This is a genomic window from Labrys sp. F242 (assembly GCF_057813875.1).
This window is the reverse complement of record NZ_JBVASG010000004.1, coordinates 383,878-401,420: the sequence shown is the minus strand read 5'-3', so window position 1 is coordinate 401,420 and position 17,543 is coordinate 383,878. Positions and strand designations below refer to the sequence as shown.

14 protein-coding genes are annotated in these 17,543 nt (G+C 64.5%); 9 read left to right on the top strand and 5 right to left on the bottom strand.

Features of this window, described 5'->3' with window-relative positions:
• The first annotated feature begins 4 nt into the window (after positions 1-4).
• On the top strand, positions 5-1,234 hold the full coding sequence (locus ACZYTC_RS25295) for a pyridoxal phosphate-dependent aminotransferase (RefSeq protein ID WP_488990846.1): 1,230 nt from the start codon (positions 5-7) through the stop codon (positions 1,232-1,234).
• Between the two features lie 70 nt (positions 1,235-1,304).
• On the top strand, positions 1,305-1,835 hold the full coding sequence (locus tag ACZYTC_RS25290) for a GNAT family N-acetyltransferase (RefSeq protein ID WP_488990845.1): 531 nt from the start codon (positions 1,305-1,307) through the stop codon (positions 1,833-1,835).
• Positions 1,836-1,859: 24 nt separating this feature from the next.
• On the opposite strand, the gene ACZYTC_RS25285 is transcribed toward ACZYTC_RS25290, so the two are convergent.
• Positions 1,860-3,032 (bottom strand): NAD(P)/FAD-dependent oxidoreductase, encoded by a 1,173-nt coding sequence (locus tag ACZYTC_RS25285; protein WP_488990844.1) that lies wholly within the window; start codon positions 3,030-3,032, stop codon positions 1,860-1,862.
• Between the two features lie 87 nt (positions 3,033-3,119).
• Between ACZYTC_RS25285 and ACZYTC_RS25280 the strand changes: the two genes are divergently transcribed.
• The 6 genes from ACZYTC_RS25280 (at position 3,120) to ACZYTC_RS25255 (ending at position 9,509) form a co-directional block, all read left to right on the top strand.
• Positions 3,120-3,833, top strand: a complete 714-nt coding sequence (locus tag ACZYTC_RS25280) for a helix-turn-helix domain-containing protein (RefSeq protein ID WP_434960846.1) — start codon at positions 3,120-3,122, stop codon at positions 3,831-3,833.
• A gap of 108 nt (positions 3,834-3,941) precedes the next feature.
• The gene (locus tag ACZYTC_RS25275) at positions 3,942-5,486 is read left to right on the top strand and encodes an ABC transporter substrate-binding protein (RefSeq protein ID WP_434960847.1); all 1,545 of its coding nucleotides are present in this window, start codon (positions 3,942-3,944) and stop codon (positions 5,484-5,486) included.
• Positions 5,487-5,588: 102 nt separating this feature from the next.
• A complete protein-coding gene (locus ACZYTC_RS25270) occupies positions 5,589-6,605 on the top strand; it encodes an ABC transporter permease (RefSeq protein ID WP_434960848.1) in 1,017 nt (338 codons plus the stop codon).
• The gene (ddpC, locus tag ACZYTC_RS25265; RefSeq protein WP_434960849.1) at positions 6,605-7,498 is read left to right on the top strand and encodes a D,D-dipeptide ABC transporter permease; all 894 of its coding nucleotides are present in this window, start codon (positions 6,605-6,607) and stop codon (positions 7,496-7,498) included. The genes ACZYTC_RS25270 and ddpC overlap by 1 nt, the downstream gene beginning before the upstream one ends.
• A complete protein-coding gene (locus ACZYTC_RS25260; protein ID WP_434960850.1) occupies positions 7,498-8,508 on the top strand; it encodes an ABC transporter ATP-binding protein in 1,011 nt (336 codons plus the stop codon). Before ddpC ends, ACZYTC_RS25260 begins: the two co-directional genes overlap by 1 nt.
• Positions 8,505-9,509, top strand: coding sequence for an oligopeptide/dipeptide ABC transporter ATP-binding protein (locus ACZYTC_RS25255; protein WP_434960851.1), 1,005 nt, complete (start codon positions 8,505-8,507; stop codon positions 9,507-9,509). The genes ACZYTC_RS25260 and ACZYTC_RS25255 overlap by 4 nt, the downstream gene beginning before the upstream one ends.
• Positions 9,510-9,629: 120 nt before the next feature.
• Here ACZYTC_RS25255 and ACZYTC_RS25250 read toward each other — a convergent pair whose 3' ends face one another.
• Positions 9,630-11,096, bottom strand: coding sequence for a M81 family metallopeptidase (locus ACZYTC_RS25250; RefSeq protein ID WP_488990843.1), 1,467 nt, complete (start codon positions 11,094-11,096; stop codon positions 9,630-9,632).
• 119 nt (positions 11,097-11,215) lie between these two features.
• Entirely contained in the window at positions 11,216-11,773 is a 558-nt protein-coding gene (locus ACZYTC_RS25245) for a sugar O-acetyltransferase (RefSeq protein ID WP_454818048.1), read from the bottom strand.
• 209 nt (positions 11,774-11,982) lie between these two features.
• On the opposite strand from ACZYTC_RS25245, the gene ACZYTC_RS25240 reads away from it, so the two are divergent.
• Positions 11,983-13,137 (top strand): ROK family transcriptional regulator, encoded by a 1,155-nt coding sequence (locus ACZYTC_RS25240; RefSeq protein WP_454818050.1) that lies wholly within the window; start codon positions 11,983-11,985, stop codon positions 13,135-13,137.
• Here the strand turns inward: ACZYTC_RS25240 and ACZYTC_RS25235 are convergent.
• Together ACZYTC_RS25235 and ACZYTC_RS25230 are read right to left on the bottom strand one after the other, a co-directional pair.
• Positions 13,070-14,293 carry an ROK family transcriptional regulator gene (locus tag ACZYTC_RS25235; RefSeq protein WP_488990842.1) on the bottom strand — a complete coding sequence of 408 codons (1,224 nt, stop codon included), beginning with the start codon at positions 14,291-14,293 and terminating at the stop codon, positions 13,070-13,072. The genes ACZYTC_RS25240 and ACZYTC_RS25235 overlap by 68 nt on opposite strands.
• Before the next feature lie 197 nt (positions 14,294-14,490).
• A complete protein-coding gene (locus tag ACZYTC_RS25230) occupies positions 14,491-17,511 on the bottom strand; it encodes an alpha-mannosidase (RefSeq protein ID WP_488990841.1) in 3,021 nt (1,006 codons plus the stop codon).
• Positions 17,512-17,543: the final 32 nt, after the last annotated feature.

Here is a 17,543-nt window from a genome sequence, read left to right as displayed (position 1 = left end):
CGTCATGAACATGAATGTGCAGATGGCGCGGGGCTTTCGCCCCGCGCGCCGGATCGAGGCCATCGGGGTGTCGGAGATCCTCCGGATCACGGCCCTGGCCCAGCAGCGCAAGAAGGCCGGCCGGGACGTGATCATACTCGGTGCCGGGGAGCCCGATTTCGATACGCCCGCCAATATCAAGGAAGCGGCTGTGCGGGCTATCGCCGACGGCAAGACCAGGTATACCGCCCTCGACGGCACGGCCGAGCTGAAGGCGACGATCCGCGAGAAGTTCCGGCGCGACAACGGGCTGGACTTCGGCCTCGACCAGATCACGGTCGCGGCCGGCGCCAAGCAGGTCCTCTACAACGCCATGATGGCGACCATCGACGAAGGGGATGAGGTGATCATCCCCACCCCGTTCTGGGTGACCTATGCCGACATCGTCAAGATTGCGGGCGGCACGCCCGTGCTCGTGCCCTGCCGCGAGGAGAACGGCTTCCGCCTATCGGCGGAGGACCTCGAGTGCGCGATCACGCCGCGAACGCGCTGGCTGATGCTCAATTCGCCGTCCAATCCGTCAGGCGCGGCTTACGCGGCCGAGCATTACCACCCCCTCATCGAGATCTTGCTGCGCCACCCGCAAGTCTGGCTCATGGTCGACGACATGTATGAGCACATCGTCTATGACGATTTTGCCTTCGTGACGCCGGCCGCGCTCGAACCTCAACTCGCCGGGCGGACCTTGACGGTGAACGGCGTGTCGAAAGCCTATGCCATGACAGGCTGGCGCATCGGCTATGCCGGTGGTCCGGCTCCCCTGATCGCGGCCATGGCCATCGTCCAGAGCCAGTCGACCTCCTGCCCCTCCTCCATCAGCCAGGCCGCCGCCGTCGAGGCCCTGGCCGGCCCGCAGGCGATCGTCAGCGAAAGATGCCAATCCTTCAAGGCGCGCCGCAACCTGGTCGTCGAGGCGCTGAACGCGATCGAGGGTATTTCCTGCCGGGTTCCCGAGGGCGCCTTCTACACCTTCGCGAGCTGCGGCGGATTGATCGGCAAGACGACGCCGGATGGCGTCATCCTCGATAGCGACCATGCTTTCACCGACTATCTGCTGCGCTCGGTAGACGTGGCCGTGGTTCCCGGATCGGCTTTCGGTCTCGGCCCATATTTCCGCATCTCCTATGCCACTTCGACCGGCGAATTGCAGGAGGCCTGCCGGCGTATTACAGCGGCCGTTGCACGCCTGTCCTGAGCCCATCGCGATTTGACGGAATCGGCGGAAATGGCAAAGACGCCTGAAACAGGGTGTGAGAGCGTGGGGGATGCCTGCGCTCGAACGCATCTGCTCCAGGGATGGCAAGGGCAAGCCGCTCTCCATGCTCGCCTCCCCTGCAAGGGAGGATTGCGTGCCGATCGACGTAATGATCCGCGATTTCAGCTCCGCCGACCGCGAGCCTTGCGCCAGAATCCTGTCCAAGGCCGGGCGGATGGCCTTCTACTGGGCCGATTGGCCCGTCTTCGACGGCCCCGGCTTCGATGAGGTCACCAAGGGCGAACAGATTCTGGTGGCCGAGACGCACAATCAGGTCGCCGGATTTGCCGCTGTCTATATGCCGGAGAATTTTCTGCATCACCTCTATATCGATCCCGACCTCGCCGGTTGCGGCATCGGGGCCACGTTGCTCGGCGAGACCATCAGGCGATACGGTCCGGCCCTATCGTTGAAATGCCAGACGCGGAACCAGGTGGCGCGAAACTTCTATCGCAAATGCGGCTGGCTCGAAGACGACCAGCCTGGCGGGGCCGACAGGCTCGGCTCCTGGCTGTTCATCCGCAGCCCTGGGCCATTTTGAAAGCCGTTGCCTCCTCCAGCAATCTCAGGCCTCGGCTGCCTCGTGCGGCACGATCGCGGCCTCGAGCCCGGGACGGGCGGGTGAGACAGCGGTAGGATCGAAGCCTTCGGCCAGGACCGCCTCTTCGACAGGCCTGCAGCGGACGAGCGCGGCAGCAGCTCTCGCGAGAGCCGGCGCCGTCTGGATTCCGTAGCCGCCCTGCCCCGCCAGCCAGAAGAAGCCCTCGGCCTTCGGATCATAGCCGACCACCGGACTGCGATCGGCGGCGAAAGTCCGTAAGCCGGCCCAGCGCCGGGCGATGGTACGGACCGGCAGATCGGCCGCGCGCTGGATGCGGTCGATGGCAATGGCGATGTCGAGTTCCTCGGGCTGGGCGTCGCAGGGATCGCTCGGCGTCTCGTCGGCCGGCGACGCCAGCAGCCGGCCGGCATCCGGCTTGAAATAGAAAGCCTCGTCGATGTCGATCGCCATCGGCCAGGCGGTGCCATCAAAGCCACGCGGCATGTCCAGCATCATTGCCGTCCGGCGTAGCGGCGTCAGCACCACGGTGGAGGCGCCGGCCAGCCCACCGACGGTGCTGGCCCAGGCTCCGGCGGCGTTGATCACGGTCCCGGCTTCGAACGAACCTGAAGAGGTCCGGATCCGCCAACGCCCGGCCTGCCGGTCGAGGCCTAACAGCTCGGCCGAAGTGACGAGTTCGGCGCCACGCGCTTTCGCGCCCCGCAGATAGCCCTGATGCAAAGCGTGCACGTCGATATCCCTGGAACTGCCGTCGAGCAGCGCCTGGGCGACATAATCGGTCCGCAAGATCGGCACATGCGCACGCGCCTGAGCGGTATCGAGCACCGTCGGCTTCTTGCCACTCGCCTCGGCGAGGATGTCGGTGAAGGCGGCAAGGCGTACTACCTGATCGGCGCGCGCGATGAACAGAACCGGCCGCGGCGTCAACAGGGGAAGATCGGCAAATCCGGCAGGCGGCGCTTCGTAAAGGCCGCGGCTGGCCCGCGTCAGCGCCCGGATCGTAGCGTTGCCATAGGTTTCGGAAAACAGGGCCGCCGACCGGCCGGTCGTATGATAGCCGCAGAACTGCTCGCGCTCGATCAGCAACACGCGGTCGGTCTCCGCCAGTTCATAGGCCAGGGACGCCCCCGCCATGCCGCCGCCGATAATGACGAAATCGAACGCTGCCTTGCCCACTGCCAATCCCGCTGGAAAGATAATTTTCCTATTGATCAATTATTTTTCCGATTTGCGCAAGAACTTGTCTGCGTTATCATTATCGTGATGAAAAATCAGAGCAGGCCACCGATCAAACTTCCCGCCAAGCCAGCATCCGCGACGGAGGCCAAGGCCAGCCTGGGCGATTGCCTTCGGGACATACGAATCCGCAACCAGTGGACCCTGTCGCAGATGAGCGCGATGACCGGGCTGGCGGTCTCGACCCTGTCCAAGGTCGAGAACAACCAGATGTCGCTCACCTATGATCGGCTGATCCAGCTCGCCGAAGGGCTCGGCGTCGACATCGTCGAGCTGTTCGGCACCCGCACGGCCGAGGCCAGCCAGGCGCCGCTGGCCCGCCGGGCCATTAGCCGAATCGGCGAAGGGCGGCCGATCAAGACCAGCAATTACGATTATTTCTACCTCTGCACGGACATTTCGAAAAAGGCGATGGTGCCGATCATGGCCCTCGCCCACGCCAGAAGCATGACCGAATTCGGCCCCTTCATCCGCCATGTCGGGGAAGAATACACCTATGTGCTCGAAGGCGAACTCGAATTGCATACCGAATACTACGCGCCGGTGCGGCTGAAGGCCGGCGAATCCTGCTATTTCGATGCCGCCATGGGGCACGCCTATATTTCGGTCAGTGAGGAGCCGGCTCGCGTGCTCTGCATCTGCTCGATCAGCGAGACCGACCTAATTGCCGCCACCCAGGATGCCAGGCCGGGACCCGCTGCACGCAAACCGCGTGCGAAAAAGACTGCCGGCGACATATAGCATCAGAAAAATTGATTGCGCTTCGGAAAAATCGCGGCATTCTTACGCGATGGATCACCAAGCCGGAAACCGGCACAGATCTCATCCATCCAATGCCGGAGAGGGCGCATGATCTCGACTCAACTCAAAACCATAGGGCTCGCCCTGCTTCTCGCCACCTGCCTCAGCCAAGGCGCCATGGCGGGAGCCAAGGACGTCTTGGTAGTGGCGCGATCCGAGGATGCACCCACCGCCGACCCCGGCGTCGAGATCGACAATAAGGGTTATACCTTCACCTATGCCGCCTATGAGCGGCTGGTCGCCTATAAGGGCAGCTCCACCGAGGTGATACCAGAGCTGGCCGGAAGCTGGACGGTTGATGATGCCAAGCTGGTGTGGACCTTCAAGCTGGCGCCCGGCCATCAATTCGACGATGGCTCGCCGGTCGATGCCGCCGCCGTCAAGTTCAGCTTCGACCGCCTGATGAAGCTGAAGGCCGGCCCTTCGGACGCCCTGCCCACGCTGAAGACCGTCGAGATCGTCGATCCCATGACAGTCCGCTTCGTCTTGTCAGCGCCCTTCTCGCCCTTCCTTTCGGCCCTCGCCACCTCAGGTGCGGCCATCGTCAATCCCAAGGTGATGGCGCATGAGAAGGACGGCGACATGGCCAAAGCCTGGCTCGCCGAGCACAGCGCCGGCAGCGGTGCCTTCCGCATTGCCAGCTGGGAGCGCAACCAGAGCACGGTGCTGGAGCGCAACAGCCATTATGCCGGCCCCGCGCCCGCCTTCAAGCAGGTGGTGGTGCGTATCGTCGGTGACATCTCGGCGCGCCGGCTGCAGCTTCTCAATGGCGATGCCGACATCATCGAGCAGGTTCCCGTCGAGCAGGCCGAAGCGCTCGGCAAGGAATCCTCCGTGGTCGTGGAGAGCAATCCGAGCCTCTACGTCACCTATATCTATCTGAACAACACCAAACCGCCGCTGAACGACCCACGCGTGCGCCAGGCGATTTCCTATGCCGTCGACTACAAGGGTATCGTCGAAGGCATCATGCTGGGCCAGGCCGAACAGATGCGCGGCGCCGTACCCGATGGCATGTGGGGCCATGACCCCTCGGGCTTCCAGTACAGCTACGATCCGGAAAAGGCCAAGGCCCTGCTGAAGGAAGCCGGGCAGTCGAATCTGCACTTCACCTATACCTTCTCCCAGGCCAACCCGATCTGGGAGCCGGTGGGTCTGGCGCTGCAGGCCAATCTCGCTGATGTCGGCATCAAGCTCGATCTGCAATCGCTGGCCGACACCACCAAGCGCGAAATGGTGGCCAACGGCAATTTCGAGCTGGCGGCCGGCGATTGGACCCCCGATTTCGCCGACCCCTACATGTTCATGAACTACTGGTTCGATCCAGACCGCAAGGGCGCCCCCGGCAATCGCGCCTTCTACGACAATCCCAAGGTCACGGCGCTGATCCGCGAGGCCGGCAGCATCGTCGACCAGCCCAAGCGCCAGCAGCTCTATTTGGAGGCTCAGAAGCTGTCGACACAGGACGCGCCCTATCTCTATCTCGTGCAGAAGAACGACATCTTCGCCCGCCGGGCTGCGGTGAAGGGCTATGTCTACAATCCCATGCTGATCCAGGTCTATAATTTCGCAGCCATGTCCAAGGCGGACTGACGATAGCCGGAGCCGGTGGTACGCGGTGCCATCGGCTCCGTTTGCGTTAGATCGCAGGATGGCTAAGCCTCACCAGGCACCCCAGCAAGGAGAGACAAGCCGATGACATTCGCGCGCATCATTGGCCAGCGCGGTCTGTTCCTGTTCCTGGTGGTGTTTGGCGTTGTCGTCATCACCTTCGTCATTTCCCATCTCATTCCCGGTGATCCGGCCCGGCTGATCGCCGGCGATCGGGCCAGTGCCGAGACGCTCGAAAATGTCCGCCGCGATCTCGGCCTCGATCGCCCGGTGACGGATCAGTTCGCGATCTATGTCGGCAAGCTCGTCCAGGGCGATCTCGGCACCTCGCTGCGAACCCGCCGGTCGGTCGCCGCCGATATCGCCACCTTCCTGCCGGCAACGCTGGAACTGGGTATCACAGCCCTGTTCCTGGCGGTGCTGATCGGCGTTCCCCTCGGCGTGGCATCGGCGGTGAAGAAGGACGGGCTGGTCGACCAGATTGCCAGGGTGGTCTCGGTCTGCGGCATTTCCATGCCGGTGTTCTGGTTCGGCCTGATCCTGATCCTGCTTTTCTACGCCAAGCTGCAGATCCTGCCGGGTGGCGGCCGTCTCGCCATGGAAATTCCGCCGCTGCGGCCGATGACCGGCTTCTTCCTGGTCGATTCCCTGCTCCAGGGACGCCTCGATGCTTTTGCAAGCGCCGTCCGCCACCTCATTTTGCCAAGCGTCGTGCTCGCTTTCGCCAATCTGGGCGTGATCACCCGCCAGATCCGCGCCTCGATGCTGGAAGTGCTGCAGGAGGACTATATCCGCACCGCCTGGGCGAGCGGGTTGCGCCGGCGGGCCGTCATTTTCAATCATGCCCTGCGCAATGCGCTGATCCCTTCCATCACCCTGCTCGGGCTCGCTCTCGGCGACCTGCTCTATGGCGCCGTGTTGACCGAGACGATCTTCGCCTGGCCGGGTATGGGCAGCTATGTCGTGACTTCGATCCAGACCCTCGATTTCCCCGCCATCATGGGTTTCACCGTGGTCGCCTCGATCGGCTATGTCCTGATCAACCTCATGATCGACCTGGCCTATATGGCCGCCGACCCGCAAATCAGGGAGATCGGCTGATGACCATGCAGGCGCCCGAAGCGACCAGTGCACGTTCTCCCTCGAAGCTGCGCGAACGCCTTGCCTATCTTGGCTATCTGTCGCGCCGGCAACCTTTGACCGTGATCGGCCTTGCCATCGTCCTCATGGTCCTGGTGATCATCGCCGCGGCACCCCTGCTCGCACCCTACAATCCCGACAAGGTCGCCCTGTCCCTGCGCCTGAAGCCGCCGAGCGCGGCCCATTGGTTCGGCACCGACGAAGTCGGGCGGGACCTGTTCTCTCGCGTCATCTATGGTGCGCGCGCCTCCTGCGGCGCCGCCTTTCTCATCGTGGCGATCTCGACCATCGCCGGCGCGCTGATCGGCTGCCTGTCGGGTATCCTCGGCGGCCGTCTTGACACCGTCATCATGCGGCTGATGGACGTCCTCTTGGCACTGCCCGCGCTGGTGCTCGCCATGGCTCTGGCGGCCGCACTCGGACCGAGCCTGGTCAACGCCATGCTCGCAGTCGCCATCGTGCGCATTCCCGCTTATGTCCGGCTGGCGCGCGGCCAGACCTTGTCGCTGCGCGAAAGGGTCTATGTGCGAGCAGCCCGCACTTACGGGGCCTCGCCCTTCTATATCCTGCGCTGGCATGTGCTGCCCAACGCACTGTCGCCTCTGATCGTGCAGGCAACGCTCGATCTCGGCAACATCATCCTCATCGCCGCCGCCCTCAGTTTTCTCGGGCTCGGGGCGCAACCGCCGACCTCGGAATGGGGCGCGCTCGTCAGCAGCGGCCGCCGCTTCATCCTCGACCAGTGGTGGTACAGCACCTTTCCGGGCCTTGCGATCCTGGTGACGGCCATGGGCTGCAACCTGCTCGGCGATGGTATCCGCGACCTCCTCGATCCGAAAATGAGGTCGCGCTGATGGCCGCCGCAACTGCTCCCTCCGCGCTGCCGTTGTCGATCAGCGGCCTGTCGCTGGAATTTCCGACCTATGGCGGCGCCGTCAAGGCGCTCGACGACGTCTCGATCGAGGTCGGCCAGGCCGAGATCGTCGGCCTCGTCGGCGAGTCCGGCTGCGGCAAGTCCGTCACCACCATGGCGGCGACCCGCCTGCTCCCGCAAGGGGGCTATCGCGTTACTGCCGGCAGCATCCGCCTGTTCGGCCGCGATCCCTTTGCCATGGATGAGGCAACGCTGCAGGATGTGCGCGGCAAGCTGGTCTCGACCATCTTCCAGGAGCCGATGAACGCCCTCAACCCGACCATCCGCATAGGGCGGCAGCTCGTCGAGGTGATCCGCCGGCATGAGCAGGTCGGCCGGGACGAGGCCGAGCGAACCGCCCGGGCGATCCTGGCCGACATGCTCATCCCCGAGCCGGAACGGGTGATGCGGGCCTATCCCTTCGAGCTCTCCGGCGGCATGCGCCAGCGCGTCCTGATCGCCATGGCGTTTTCCTGCAATCCAGGCCTGATCATTGCCGACGAGCCGACCACGGCGCTCGACGTGACCGTGCAGGCGGTCATCCTGCGGCTCATCCAGAACCGCGCCCGCCGCACCGGCACCTCCGTCGTGTTCATCTCCCACAACATGGCGGTGGTGTCGCAGCTGTGCGATCGCCTCTACGTCATGTACGCCGGACGCATCGTCGAGGCAGGCCCGACCCGCGCCGTGCTGGAGGAGCCGCAGCATCCCTATACCCAGGCTCTGCTGCGCTGCCTGCCGGAGCGCGTCGCGCCCAAGGCCGAGCTGGAAGCCATTCCCGGCACGGTGCCCAATCTGTTCGATCCGCCCGAAGGCTGCTTCTACCGTCCCCGCTGTCCCGAGGCCACCGCCCGATGCCTGACCAAGCCGCAGTCGACCTCCCCGGCCCCGCAACGTCTCGTCGCCTGCTGGCAGCGCCAGGCCATTCGCCACCAGGGGAGCGCCTCGTGACGGAGGCGCCCCTGCTCGCCGTCGAGGACTTGCGTGTCCGTTTTCCTCTGCCGCGCGGCTGGTTCGAGCGTGAGAGACCTTATGTCCATGCCGTCAACGGCGTCGACCTCGTCGTGCGACCGGGCGAAAGCTTCGGCATTGTCGGTGAATCCGGCTGCGGCAAGAGCACCCTGGTCCAGGCGATCATCGGCCTTGTCGGCCACGGCTCTGGACGCGTGCTGATCGGCGGCGCCGAATTGCGCCTGGCGCAGGGCCAGGCGCAGCGCGACATCCGCCAGCGCATGCAGATCGTCTTTCAGGATCCGCAATCCTCGCTTGATCCGCGCATGCCGGTATGGCGCTTGATCACCGAACCGCTGCATGTGCGCGGCGGCATGACCAGGGCGGCCCTCAGGGCGCGCGCCGCCGAACTCGCGGCGGCGGTGGGCCTGAGACCAGAGCTTCTCGACCGCCTGCCACACGCCTTCTCCGGCGGCCAGCGCCAGCGCATCGCCGTAGCCCGGGCGATCAGCACCGATCCGGACCTGCTGATCCTCGACGAGCCGACCTCGGCGCTCGACGTCTCCGTGCAGGCGCAGATCATCAATCTGCTGCTCAAGCTGCAGCGCGAGCGCAATCTCGCCTATCTCCTGATCTCCCACGACGTCTCGCTGGTGCGTCATTTCTGCGATCGCGTCGCAGTGATGTATCTCGGCCAGATCGTCGAATCCGGCCCAGCGCAGGCGGTGCTGGAGCAGCCCGCCCATCCCTATACCCGCACGTTGCTGGCAACGGTGCCGAGCCTCGAGCACCCATTGCCCCAGCTTGCGGCAAACCGGGTCGGCGAACTGCCCAACAACCGGGTGCTGCCCGCCGGCTGCTTCTATCGTGAACGCTGCCAATCCGCCGCCGCAGGCTGCGACAGGCCCCAGGCACTGACGGTCTATGACGAGGCCATTGCCGCCATGGAGGGGCGCCGGGTGCGCTGCCACAGGGCTGCAGAGTTGAAGGCGGCAATCTAGGGTATCCCGCCGACGGTCAGGGAGCTTTCGATAAAAAATACATTAGATAATTCTACTAAATTATTGAAAAAGCGAATAATTATATATTCGTAGTGGCTACTGCATCGGGGCGCTGTCCCGTCAGGTGCCAGCCTCGGCAAAGGGGTCGTCCACCTTGGGCCAATAAGGCCGCGCGAGCTTGGTGTAGGGTATGCGCTCGAACCGCGGCTGCAGAGCCCCCGGTGTCGCAACATACAGGATCTCGCGAGCAATCGGCTCGAAACCCGCGCGGAAGTGGTTGATCGATTTGACCAGCACGAGCTTGCGCGTGGCCGGATCGAGACCGAGCGCGGTCATGCATTCGGGATGGAAGGCCTGGCTGCGCACGCTGTTGAGCACGAGATCGATCCCGTCGGCGCTGACCCAGGCCGCATCGCCGATCGCAATCGGCACCTGGCCGAAACGCTGTGTGATGCCGGAAGCGACGCGCCGGACCGTGACGGTCAGATCGATCGGATCGCCGGAAGCGACGCCGATCTTGCCGCCGATCCTGAGCGGCAGCGTGGCTCCCTCGCCCGCCTCCCGGCAAAGCCTCACGGCGATCGGATCCCAATAAAGGCAGCTCGCGACATTGCGAATGCCGCGCTCGATGACACGACGGAGCAGGAAGGTGGAGTCGCCCGGCGCGCCGCCGCCGGCATTGTCGGAGACGTCGGCCAGCACGACGGGACCGCCCTCGATGGCGCAGGCCCGATCGAGCGCCTCGTCCATGTCGAGATAATCCGGCTGCAGTCTGTGGCGCTGTGCGAAGATCTCCTGGCCGAAGTGGGTAGCCACCGCCCGTGCCTGCCGTCCGTCACCATCGGCTACCACCAGCATCTTGGCGCCGACATCGGCGACATCGCCCCAGGGAAAGCCATGTCCGAAGGAGACGGACAGGATGCCGTCACGCCCCTGCTGTGCCTTCATGCGGTCGACGAGGTCGCGCAAGGGCTGCTCATGGACGCGGAAGGTGCCGATCATCCGGCAATCGAACAGCGCCATCACAGGACGGGCCTCGCCGGCAAGCACCTGGGCCATAAGCCTGAACAAATGGTCGGCTCGTTCCTCGATATCAGTGTGGGGATATTCGAGATAGGTCGCCAGCAAAGTGGCCTGATCAAGCATGCGTGCGGTAAGATGGCAATGCAGGTCGAGTTCGGCGCCCACCGGCACGTCAGGTCCCACCAGCGCGCGAACGTGGCCGAGAAGATCGCCCTCGACATCGTCATAGCCCTCGGCCACGCAGGCCCCATGCAAAGCGAGCAGGACGGCATCGACCGGCATGGCGGTGGCGAGATCGCGCAGGATCTCATCGCGGAAGGCCTCATAGACCGAGCGCGTGGTGACACCGCCGGGCTCGGCCACGGCGCACAGGCTCTCGGCCACATGCCATCCCCGCACCTCGGCTCGGGCTCGCCAGACGGCAAGCTGCGCCGAGCAGCAATTCAGCGGCCTCGAAGTGGCATCGCCATGGGCGATCAGATTCTCGGCATAGGATTCATAGCCCGTGTGCATCGGCGAAAACGTGTTGGTCTCGGTATCGAGACCGGCGATGAACAGCTTCAACGCGCCCTCCTCTTCTTGGAAAGTTATTTTTCCTAAAAGAAAATAGCTTTACTATCGGAAAGTCAACCGACATCAAGGCCAAGCGCATTGCCTGGAACGGGTTTCTCGCGGAAGCGCCCTCAGTCGCCAATCGAACGAATGATCCTGGCCGGGTTGCCTGCGACGAGCATATTTGGGGGCACGTCCCTGGTGACCACGGAACCCGCCGCAACAACCGAGTTTTCGCCGATCGTCACCCCACCGATGATCGTCACGCCGGCTGCGATCCAGACATTCCTCTCAATCGCAACGGGCTTTGCGATGACGGAGGCGCGCCGTTGCGAAGGCTCGACGGGGTGGCTGGATGTGAGGATGCTTACATTCGGGCCAATCATCACGTCATCGGCAATATCCAGCCCGCCAAGGTCGTAGAATGTACAGTTCTGATTGACGAAAACGTTGCACCCCACGCGGATGTCCGTCCCACCGGTGGTGTAGAATGGCGGGATCAACATAAAGCTGTCGTCCACCTTCCTGCCGATGAGGTCGCTGAACAGCGCCCGGACTTCATCCGCATCGTTGAACGTCAAGCGGTTGAGGGCGGCAGTGATCGCCATCGCCCGCTTGACACTTGCCAGCATGGCCGCTGATTCTGGTGTTCTTCTGGGAATTATCTTGGCGTGACCATTATTCGCCATTCTTCATTTCCTCTGGTGCAGTCGAACGAGTATTCGGCGCATGACGGCGGTGCCGAGATTCGGCGACTATAGCCACATGGCCCTTGCGGGTGATTTACGCGGTCGCACGCACAGGATTTCGCACTTTCGCGCAGGCGAGCCCTGCCCTGGCGGGCACCAATGGGCTATCGTCGGTGGAGTCCCGTCTCGAGCTTTCTGACGAAGAAGCCATGCCGATCGATCGCAGCCCCCCGCTTCCCGTACGTTTTCCCGAAAGGCGCGACCAGACTTCGGGCCTCAATCTGGTACAGGCCGCCGATCACAATCTGCGCGTCACCTTGGAGGCCTTGCGGCGCGGCGGTGCGATGACGCGGCTCGAACTCGCCCATGTCACCGGCCTCACCGTGCCGGGCATCGCCAATATCCTTCGCCGCCTGACCGGCGAAGGCCTGATCGAGACCAATAGTTCGGCGCGTTCGAACCGCTTCGCCATTCGCCAGGGCAGCGCCGTGTCGATCGGTGTTGACCTCGCCGGCGAGCGGGCGAGGCTGATCGCCACCGATCTTGCCGGCACGCTCCTCTTTGCCGAGGAAGCGCCGGGCTCGGTGCGCGAACCGGCCGAGGCCGCCACCTGGATCCGGCGGGCGACCTCCCGGCTCTCGACGGCGGCGCCGGGCGGCCGTCTGTTCGGCATCGGAGTGACGGCAGGCGAACATGCCGAGGCTATCCGTGCCGCGCTTTCTCCCTACCGGGCCATCGTCGAACGCGATACGGTCGCCGCAGCGATCAGCGAGAGGCAATCCGGGATTGCAACGGCCGATGATAGTTTCGTCTTCGTCCTGCTCGGCGCCACCGTTCGCGCCGGCATGATCATCGGCGGCACCGTCTTCGACGGTGCGGAGCACAAGGCTGGCTTGGTCGGACTGATGCGCACCGGCCGCGACGGGCGCTATCTCGACGAGGTGGCGGCGACCAGCCGCCTGCCCAGCCATGATCTGTCGGACCCTGCCGTGCAGCAATGGCTCGACGATGCCGCCGAGCATCTGACCGACATGATCATCGCCATGGCGGCCTTCATCGGACCGCGCCTGATCGTGGTGGGCGGCCGCCTACCGACGCCGCTTCTGGAAGCGCTTGCCGCACGCCTGCAGGTGCTGCGCCGGAGCCGGATGATCGACCCGACACACCCGTTCTGGTTGCCGGAAATCCGCTGCAGTACGCTGTCCGAGCAGGGCGTGGCTCAAGGGATGGCGGCGATTCCTTTCCTCGACATCCTGCTGCCGGACATGCGCCGGACCGTCCTTGTCCGCCAGAACGTTAGCGAAGATCGCGGGCACGCAAGGGCGAACGCGTCCGCTGTCCAGGATCTGCCGCCTCCAGCCTGAGGGCGTGGGCGAGCGGCATGGTTGCCGCCCCCAGCGCCGCCGCATCTTCCGAACCACCGGCACGATAGACCGGTGGCATCGGCCTTGGATCGCGCGCAAGCTCCTCGTGAACGAAGAGCAGCAGCTTGTCCATTAAGGTCACCGGCAGGCGACCGCCGATCAGCACCGCATCGGGATTGATCAGGAGGCCGATATCGATGGCTGCCTCGGCCAGATGCCGGGCGGCCATGCGCAGCCAGATCACCACCAGATCCCGACCGCGTTCGTCGAGGGCCAGCAATTGCTGCGGCTGCGCGACGGCGATGCCGTGCCTGGCGAGAAAATCGTAGAGCTGCAGCAGCGAGACGAGCTGGCCGAGCGGCTGGACGCCGTCGCCTTCCCGCCCACCCGCCGGCGACAGCGGCAGCCAGCCGATTTCCCCGCTGATGCCGCTCGAGCCGTGATAGCAGGCACCATCGAGCACGATGCCTCCGCCGAGTCCCGCGCCGATGAAGATGTAGAAGAAGCTGCGAATCTCCACGCCGAGCCCGTAGGTGAGCTCCCCGATCGCCGCAGCCGTCGCATCATTGTCGATGAAAACGGGCTGTTCCGTGAAGGCGGCAAAGCGGGCGCGGATATCCGTCTCTTCCCAGACGGAATAGGCCTCGGGCATGCCGATGAAGGGGATCTCACCCAGAAGGTCGGGAATGGCGAGGCCGATGCCAACCAGCCGGTTCTCGTCGATGGCATGGCGGCGGCGGAAGGTCTTCAGGGCTTCCTTCACCTCGGCGAAGAAGGCGTCAGGTAGAAGATAGCGTATCTCCCGATGGAGCCGGTCGCGTACCGTGCCAAGCGCATCGACGGCGACGATGGTGAGGTGATCGCGCCCGAGGCCGATACCCACCGAAAAACAGCCTTCCGGATTGATTTCGAGCTCGATCGCCGGCTGCCCACGCATGCCGTAGCGCCGGCGCGCCTCGATGATCAGCCCGTCGTCGAGCATCTTTTCGGTGATGCGGGCGACGGCCTGCTTGCTGAGGCCGGAGCGCCGCGCGAGCTCGGTGCGCGAGATCGGCTGGCTCCAGCGAATGGTGCGCAGGATGACAGCCTGATTGTGGCTCGCGGCATGGCCGGAATTGGAGCCGGCGAGTTCGCCCGGCAGGAGGGAAGACTTCATATCCGGACCGATCAAGCCGCACGGTATCCCATCTTGTCAACCATGGCGCTCGGTGTGGGCATTCTCCTGGCAGCGCGGGGTCCCCGCCCGCTCCCGGAGAGGAGGTGCTCGATGAGAGGGAAAAGCGGATCGTCCGACTCTCACTTGAGTGTCGTAGGGACGTCCGCGCTCCCAGGAAGCCACTCTGCGGTAGCCGTTCAGCCTTTCTTCAGCACCCAGCTGCGCACTTCGAAAGGCTTGAGATCCGGGCCGTCGGCACGCGACACCGGCTCTTCGAGGATATCGACGGCATCGCCGAGCCGCCAGCCCGTGGCTGGTTTGACGGCGAAGGCACCGCGGGCGCCGGCGGGCTCATAGACGCGCAGGATGAGCCCTCCACCCTCTTCGGCCTGCTTGAGACCGCCGAGCCCGGCCGCGATGCCCTCGACGGCGAGCGGCTGATGCGACCCGGGCTGGAGGCCGGTGGTGGCGAGCGCCAGCACCGGCTGGTTCAGATCGAGCGCCTCCTCGCGCACGTCGCCCTCATGCCAGCTGCCCTGATGCGGCAGGAGCGCATAAAGGAAGCTCTGCTCGCCCTCGTCGGCCAGCGGATCGGGATAGATGGGTGCGCGCACCAGGCTCAGCCCGAGCACATTGCCCTTGACGCTGTGGCCATATTTGGCGTCGTTCAGGATGGCGACGCCGAAACCCGGCTCCGACAGATCGGCAAAGCGATGGGCCGGCACCTCATATTGGGCGCTCTCCCAGGAGGTGTTGTCGCGGGTCGAGCGCCTGACGACACCGAAAGCGCATTCGAAGGTGGCGAAGTCCGAACGCACCGCCACCGGCGTCAGGGTTCTGAGCAGCACGCGGCGGTCATGCCAGTCGAGATCGGTCCTGATCTCCAGGCGCGGCGAGTTCGCCCATAGCCGCAGGGTCTGGGTGATGGTGGAATCGCGGAAGCGCCTCACGATCCTGACGGCGACGCGATGCGGACCGGTCTCGACGACGTCGATCGCCTCCACCGCCGTCAGCTCCTGGCCATTGGCGGTATAGTCGTCCTCGATGTCCCAGGCATCCCAATTGCGCGGCTTGTCCATGGCATAGGCCCAGAGCTGGTTGCCACGGCCGGCCAGCGCCTCGCGCCCGGCACGCTTGTCGTAGAGGCTGGCGAGCGTGCCGTCGCCATTGAGGGCAACCCGCACGAAGCGGTTTTCGAGGCCGGTCTTCGAGACAGTGAGGCCATCTGACGGATGTAGCCCGCCGCGGTCGAGAACAGCAATGCCGAGCGGGGGCACCGTCCCTTCCGGTGCAAGGGGAACACCACCGATTTCGCAGCGGATGGGTCGCGCATGGAGATCAGGGTTGACCACCACCAGCACGTCCGTCGACCCGCTCTTTGGTAGCTGCGCCGCCACTGCCGCGAGCCCGGCCTCCTGCGCTTCACGGCCGGTCGCCAGCGCCTCGCCGAGTTCGCGCTCAGCATCCTCGTAGATCTCGCGAATGCCCGAGCCCGGCAGGATGTCGTGGAATTCGTTCTTGAGCACCTTGCGCCAGGCCGGCTCAAGGCTCTCGGGCAGAGGGCCGCCGAGCAACGCCGCCAATGAAGCGACGGTCTCGGCCGTGATCAGCGCCCGTTCAGCATGGCGATGCAGCTTTTTGGTGTGGCTTTGCGTGGTCAGCGTGGCACGGTGCAGTTCGAGATAGATCTCGCCAGACCAGACCGGGATTTTCTCCGCCGGCACTTCATCGTGTATACGAGCGTAGAAATCCTCGACCCGAACCGGCCTGAGCGCCGGGATCGCCGGGAAATCGACGAGCTGGGCCTGGCGTTCCAGCATTTCGGGCGTGGTGCCACCACCGCCATCGCCATAACCGACGGCGAGCAGGCTTTCATCATGGATGTCCTTGCGGCGGAAATTCTTCCAGGTCGGAATGATGGCCGCCGGCTCAGTCGAACCATTATAGCCGTGCAGTGGATTGTCGAAGGTGTGGGCAATCACCTGGCTGCCGTCGAGGCCTTCCCAGAAGAAGAGGTCGTGCGGGAAGCGGTTGGTTTCCGACCAGTTCACCTTGATGGTGAAGAAGGAATCCATGCCGCCCTGCCTGAGCAGTTGCGGCAGAGCCGGCGAGAAGCCGAAGCAATCCGGCAGCCAGCAGACGCGATGGCGCACGCCGAATTGGCGCAGGAAATAGCGCTGGCCATACAGGATCTGGCGCACGAAGCTCTCGCCGGTCGGCATGTTGGTATCGGGTTCGACCCACATGCCGCCAATGGTCTCCCATTGGCCCTTCTTCACGGCGGCGACGATATCGGCAAACAGCGCCGGATCGTCCTCCTCGATTTGGGCATAATAGGCGGCCGTTGACTGGTTGAAGATGAAGCTCGGGAACTGCTCCATCAAGCGTAGCGCGGTGTGGAAAGTGCGCCGGGCCTTGCGCCGGGTCTCGTCATAGGGCCAGAGCCAGGCGAGATCGATATGGGCATGGCCGGTGATGCCGAGCTTGCCCTGCTGAGGAAAGCGGGCCTTGAGCGCGCGCAATTCGGCCACCAGTCTGTCATGGGCCGCCGCCACGCTGGCGCGGTGGTCCTGCCGCAGCCCGTCAGGGTTCGGTTTCAGTGCCGGCAATTGCCAGATCGAGCGCTGCTGGGTGTAGTCGCCCATGCGCGCCACATAGTCCGAGGTCGCCGAGGGCCAGTCGAGCGCAGCATAAGTGCGCTCCGCTGCGCCGACGAGATGGGGCACGACCTCGTGGTCGCCCAGCAGGTGCGCCACCTCGGCCACCTGCTTGAGCAGCAGGCGCAGACGATGCACGGATGGTTCGAGGCGCACGAGGCGTGCCGCAACCAGCCGAGGCTCGGGCACCGGCTCGCCGAAGGGCAGCCGGGCAACACTGTCCGTCTCGATCGAGAAATGCCGGCCGGGCACCGGATATTCGTGATGATAGGGATCGTGGCCGTAGCGCTTCTGTCCCGCCTCGCTCTTCAGCGTGATCAGGCTCTCGCCGCCGAGATCGAGGATCAGGCGAGTCTCCTCCAGCGGCCAGGACTGAGGCACCTCGGCCTTGGCCATGAAATGCACGACACCGTCGCGCCTGGGCCAGTCGGCACCGAGAGCGATCGGTTCGCCATTGAAAGTCCAGCCTTTGATGGCAACCTTTTCGTGCTCTCGCCAGAAACCGAGCTCGAGCACGCGGACATTCAGGCGATCGATCCGCTGCTGGATCGTGAGTGACATCTTAAACTCCTAGATAAAACAATATGTTACGA